Origin of the sequence: Cyanobium sp. BA20m-p-22, assembly GCF_024346275.1 — a bacterium.
Lineage (GTDB): Bacteria > Cyanobacteriota > Cyanobacteriia > PCC-6307 > Cyanobiaceae > Cyanobium_A.
Genome location: NZ_JAGQCQ010000274.1, coordinates 1 through 5,218, shown reverse-complemented (window position 1 = coordinate 5,218; position 5,218 = coordinate 1). Strand labels below are relative to the sequence as shown.

At 62.8% G+C, this 5,218-nt stretch carries 5 protein-coding genes and 1 pseudogene; 4 read left to right on the top strand and 2 right to left on the bottom strand.

Going from position 1 to position 5,218, the window contains the following annotated elements:
* Positions 1 to 147 precede the first annotated feature (147 nt).
* Positions 148 to 330, top strand: a pseudogene (locus KBZ15_RS17980) (AbrB-like transcriptional regulator); the annotation flags it as partial.
* Positions 331 to 376: 46 nt separating this feature from the next.
* Positions 377 to 556 carry a hypothetical protein gene (locus KBZ15_RS17975; RefSeq protein WP_255016594.1) on the top strand — a complete coding sequence of 60 codons (180 nt, stop codon included), beginning with the start codon at positions 377 to 379 and terminating at the stop codon, positions 554 to 556.
* A 50-nt stretch (positions 557 to 606) separates the two neighbouring features.
* Here KBZ15_RS17975 and KBZ15_RS17970 read toward each other — a convergent pair whose 3' ends face one another.
* Complete coding sequence (locus KBZ15_RS17970) at positions 607 to 2,796, bottom strand: AAA family ATPase (RefSeq protein WP_255016593.1); 2,190 nt, start codon at positions 2,794 to 2,796, stop codon at positions 607 to 609.
* A 101-nt stretch (positions 2,797 to 2,897) separates the two neighbouring features.
* On the opposite strand from KBZ15_RS17970, the gene KBZ15_RS17965 reads away from it, so the two are divergent.
* Both KBZ15_RS17965 and KBZ15_RS17960 read left to right on the top strand, forming a co-directional pair.
* The gene (locus KBZ15_RS17965) at positions 2,898 to 3,800 is read left to right on the top strand and encodes a hypothetical protein (protein WP_255016592.1); all 903 of its coding nucleotides are present in this window, start codon (positions 2,898 to 2,900) and stop codon (positions 3,798 to 3,800) included.
* 166 nt (positions 3,801 to 3,966) lie between these two features.
* Positions 3,967 to 5,022: a restriction endonuclease gene (locus KBZ15_RS17960; RefSeq protein WP_255016591.1), complete on the top strand. Its 1,056-nt coding sequence runs from the start codon at positions 3,967 to 3,969 to the stop codon at positions 5,020 to 5,022.
* 3 nt (positions 5,023 to 5,025) lie between these two features.
* Here KBZ15_RS17960 and KBZ15_RS17955 read toward each other — a convergent pair.
* A partial coding sequence (locus KBZ15_RS17955; protein WP_255016590.1) for an MIT C-terminal domain-containing protein occupies positions 5,026 to 5,218 on the bottom strand: 193 nt, incomplete at its 5' end.

Below are 5,218 nucleotides of genomic sequence, written 5' to 3'. Positions count from 1 at the left end.
AAAGATGTCATCGGTCATGGCCTGACGTCCCCATGACCAGTCTGGCAGAGGCCTTTGGACTTGGCCGTGGGTGTTTCGGACGCGAGGGCGTGCTCAGGTGTACTGGTACGTTTCCTGAAACCGGGGGGCCTCGGCGCCGATAACGCCGGCCGGGGCAAGGCTGGCCGCAGCCTTAGCTATGTCGCAACTGTTCAGGGCAACGGCAACCTGCTGGTGGGCAAGGCTTACACCGCCGTGCTCGACCTACTTCCCGGCGATGAGTTCGAGATCAAGCTCGGAAAGAAGCAGATCCGCCTAGTCCCCGTGGGCGGTAGCGACGACGAGGAGTGAGCGCCTGCTGGGCATAGCCTGACGCAAAGCCCAACAGCAATTTCGCTTGAACAAGATCACCGGACCACTGCGCAGGGCATTGATCTATGGCGCAGTCAGCTATGGCGGGTTGGTTTTGATCAACAACGCAGAGCTTGACCTGCCAAACATGTGGATCGTCTACCTGCCGATGTTTGTTGGGGTCTATGTGTTGACCCAGTGGTTGGATCGCAAGTTCGGGAGCTGACAGGGCCCGACTTTTCAGCTTTGAGCAAGAGGCATTCGCCTTCCGCCTGCCTATGAACTCCGCAGCCGGTTACCAAAACTGTGGCTCAGACCTGGTGTGGCCCATGGGCCACGTGTGTTCTCTCCCCCGTTTGCCCCAATCGCCTCCTGGCAACGGTCCACCAGCTCCTGCCTGAGCGCATCGGGGCTTTCAATGCGGATGCCGCCGCCAAAAGCAAACAGCCAGCTGCGCAGGTCAATGTCGGCTGCCACCGTCCATGGCGGTAGATCAAGCTCCACCGGATAGGGGTGGCTGGCGTCAGCCGGGCCTGGCTCCAGCAGGTGCGGCGCTTTGGGGTGGTGCCACCAGCTATCTCCAGGCAGCGGCTTGCAGAAGCGGGTGTGCTCGATCGGGTAGCGCTGCAGGCCCTCGCGGATAAAGGCGAACGCCCAGGGGGCGCAGCAAAAGCGCAGGGTGACGAGTGCCTGGCTGCGGCGCTGGGCCGACGTGCTGGCGATGGCCAGCTGCTGCACCAGATCAGCCCCGAAGTAGATGCCGCCGCTGTGGTGCAGCAAGCGCTCCAGCCGGATCAAAGCCGCGGAATGTTCCTCTGGGCAGCGGCGCAGGCCGCCATCGCTGCTGCGCAGGGCGAGCCGGTCTAGCCGTTCGCTGCGGATCAGTCCTTGCTCATGGCCCACCTGGTCTTCCTCGTAGAGGAGATACCAGCCGACGTTGTGGAAGATCAGCTGCAGTGGCCACACCCGCAGCTCACCAGCGGGGCTATCAGCAAAGCTGCCAACCCCTGGGTAGCGCTCAAGCAGAACCCGCCTGTGCTCAACGATTGCGGCCTCAATGGCGTCTGCGCGCCTAGGTGCCGCCAGCGAATCGCGCCGCACCAGCTTGGTATCGACCACCGCATGGCGGGCGTAGCTGCGCACTGCCGCCACGCCATTGGCGCTGATCCCAGCCCAGCCAAGTCGCTCATCCAGCTCAGCTAGGAGGTTTTGTGCAGAAGGGTCGGCCAGGCGGCCGGCGCTCTGGCGCAGCACGTTGTGCAGCTCCTGCAACCGCGCCGCAGGCAGCACAGCAGTGCCCAGGCAGTAGCCGTGACGCACGTTGTCGTTGCGATTGCGGAAGCCATAGGGGGTGAGGATCTTCTCGAGGTCCTTACGCAGCGTTGCCGTTTCACCGCTTAGGTAGGCACCCGGGATGGCCTCGGTGGCAGCAATCAGGTGCTGGTGCAGATTGGCGCCGCGCTCTGCCGGTCGATCAAAGGGCTGCTGCAGCAGATGGCGCAGCAGGGTCATCACCCGCAGAAACACCGGCCCATCGCCCATTGGCGGCAGGCCGCCATGTAGGCCACCCCCTGCGCGCTGAGCGGTGGAACACGGCGCCAGCCGGATTGGCGCAGACACCGGCACCGCGCTGGAGAAGCCATTGGTCTCCAGCCAGGCCAGATCAGCGCGGATCGCAGTGGCATCAGCAAAACACTGGCCGTGCAACTGGCCTAGAAACACCGCGGCACGAGCGGCCAGATCACCCTGGGGCAGAGGCGAGAGGATTGCTTCTAGTTCCTCGGCGCTGGCCGGATCAGTGGCGTCCAGGTCGGGCCAGCTGCTCAGCAGCCGGATCAGATAGAGCAGCCGCTCGAGATCGAGCAGCCGAGAGTAGCCGTGGCGCTGCAGTTTGCGCTCACGGTTGGTGGCAGAGCGGATGCGCTTATCCAGCCCGGCCAGTTCGGCCTGCAGCACCGGCGTCAGCTCGCCGTGATGGGTAGGCACCACAGCGCAGATCGCCGCAAACCCTTCCGCCCGGCACGGCCCGAAATGCGGATCAGCAAGGGCAGCGGCCATCTCCTGGATCACCGGCACCGGCACGGCCCGCTCGCGCCGGCTGTTCCACTCCAGCGAGGTGGGAAGGTCGGTGTAGAGCCACCAGCCAATCCACTCAACAGGCGCAGGCAGAGGCAGCGCCTGGGTGATCGCCAGGCGCCAGGCGCGGCGGGCATGGGTGGCATCGATGATCACCGGAATGCCAGCGGCCACGGCCTCTTGAATGCGCTGATGCAGTCGCTGCTGGATGTCCACCCAGGGGCCCTGCACTGCTGCATCACCAAAGACCTCAGCGCGGATCACGTCGGTGGAGAGCACCAACGCAGGCGGTTCACCGGGGCCAGTGAGCAGTGGCGCCAATGCTTGTGCCAGCGTGGTTTTACCGCTGGCGGGCTGGCCAATCAGCAGGTGGCAGCGCAGGGTCGCCATCGCAGCAGAGGCAACAAGGGCTTCCACTATTTCGCACGAAAAAGGGCATCGCCAGCCCCCGCAGCGATGACGCTGCATTCAGCAACACGTTCCTGCCTCCCTTGGCCCATTCCTGCAGCAGCAGCGCCCGCTCCACACCACGGCGGGCTGAGAACTCCTACGCGCCGCCAACGCCCTTAGAAGACCTGCACATCCTCGATTTCCTCGAGCTTGCTGGCTCCCAGGCCAAGGCAGGTGCAGCGCTAGCGATGCACCAATCAACCGTGTGCCGCAGCCTGCAGTTGATGCAGCAGCAATTCCAGTTGCTGCCACGCCGTGGAGCACCAATTTTCCGCCACGGCCACAACAGTTGCCTGCATCACCTGCGGCTGGCCTACCGGGAGCACCGGCTGATGGCTGGTCTGATCCGGCTCGGTACAGACCTGCTGCATCAAAGCCTCTTGCATGGCATGGCCGGCGTGCAGCTTGTGCCGCCACGCTTTCGCAGCGCTGAGCATTGGGCTGAGCTGGTGAGCCACGGCCTGCTCGATGGCGCAATCGTTAGCTCCTTTTGCCTGGAGCAGCAGGTGCAGTCAGGTCAATCGCCCAAATGGGACGGGCTAAGTGCCATGCCCCTGGGGCAGCTGGCACTGCAGCTGGTGGCCACAACTACAGAGGCAAAACAAGTGTTGCTGCCGCGCCGGGGTGCGCTGCCGCTGCTGCATCAGGCCCTGGAGTGGCACGGCCTTGGGGTGGAGCAGCAACCAGAGGCCTGCCAGGAACCTGCCGCCTGGCTCAAGCGGGCGAGGGACCGCAAGCTGGCGATGCCGCTCTGCGCTGACCTGCTTGTGCCTGGCTGGCTAGAAGCCAATGGACTGGTGCCGCTGGCAGCGCAGCCACCGTTGATCGAGCAGCTATGGCTGCTGCTACCCAGCAGTGCTGCTCACAGCAAGGCAGCACGGCTTTGCCTGCGGTTGCTGAGGGTGCAGATCAATCGGGCTCAAGTTATGCAGGATCTGCATTAAATCCTGTGCTGATCACTCGTTGACAAATCTCGGCACGAGAAGTGAATGACGTTTCCGGAGGACCTGCGAAAGGGCAATCTGTGGACGCCGGATCAGGGCCTAAAGCTCGGAATCGAAACGAAGTAAGAGTTGTGGTGCGGTTAGATGGTGTTGCAGGAAGGAAGTCATGACTCTCTGGCTGATCCGCGCCGGATCCCGGGGCGAGCACGAACAGAAGTTCCTCGATGAGTGCCGGGTGTATGTGGCCTGGGATGGCCTGGACGTGGACCTTGGGGCGCTTGCTGATCGGCAGGCGTTGGTCCGGGAACTGGAAGTGCGCTTCCCAGATGAAAAAGCGAGAGCACTGGTGAACTGGTCTTCCCAGGTTTGGCCCTTCGTGAAGGAGATGGCCAAGGGCGATTGGGTAGTGATGCCCTCCAAGATCCAGTCCGGCTTGTATTTCGGAGAGCTCACCAGCGACTACCACTTTGAGGCGGAAGGGCCAAATCCCTACTACCACTGGCGGTCCATCAACTGGTTCAGTGGCCTGATACCCCGCAGCGTCTTCCCCCAAGACCTGCTGTATTCCTTCGGGGCGTTCATGACGATCTGCCGGGTACAGCGCAATGACGCTGAGGCCCGGGTCAAGGCGATGGCCACTCGCAACTGGAAGGCCGAGGGCGTAAGGGATTCCGCGCCGCGTACGCCGGCAGGTCTTCAAGAGAGTGAGGGGAGTGAGGAGGCAGCAGATGCAGCCAACGTCAACCTGGAAGAGCTAGCCGCCGATCGGATTGAGCGTTTGATCGAGGCCCGTTTCAAGGGGCATGGCCTTACCGCACTGGTGGAGGCGATCCTTCGGGCGGAGGGCTACACCACCTATCGCAGCCCGGAAGGAGCTGATGGCGGGGCCGACATCTTGGCGGGCGGCGGTGAGCTGGGCTTTGGGAAGCCACAGATCTGCGTGGAGGTGAAGTCAGGCTCGGATCCGGTGGACCGGCCCACAGTCGACAAGCTGATTGGCGCGGGGCAGAAATTTGGTGCCGAAACCTGCCTATTCGTGAGCTGGGGTGGTTTCAAACCCAATGTCCAGAAGGAGCTGGCAAGAGATTTTTTCCGGGTGCGCCTCTGGAGCCGCAAAGATCTGCTGGAGAAGCTCTTTGCCCACTACGAGCAGCTGCCTGAGGAAACCCGACTCGCCCTTCCGCTCAAGAAGGTCTGGATGGTGGCCCAGGAGGCCGACTAATTATCAGGACTCAGTCCTGATATAGCTCACCTCGCATCCCTTCACCATCCGTGCTTCTTGGACGGCAGCTTCTGCCTTGAAGGCTGAGAACTCGAACCACTGGAAGATGTCTAGTCCACGGTCGAGGCTAATTTTCCAGCCATTGTCTGCGGTGATGCTGCGGGCATGGAAGTTAGGGCTTGCATCGATTTCCCAG

Bases quoted from the DNA above. Each gene is read 5' to 3' on its own strand.
- KBZ15_RS17970 (WP_255016593.1), bottom strand. From the start codon at position 2,796: ATGGCGACCCTGCGCTGCCACCTGCTGATTGGCCAGCCCGCCAGCGGT.
- KBZ15_RS17960 (WP_255016591.1), top strand. From the start codon at position 3,967: ATGACTCTCTGGCTGATCCGCGCCGGATCCCGGGGCGAGCACGAACAG.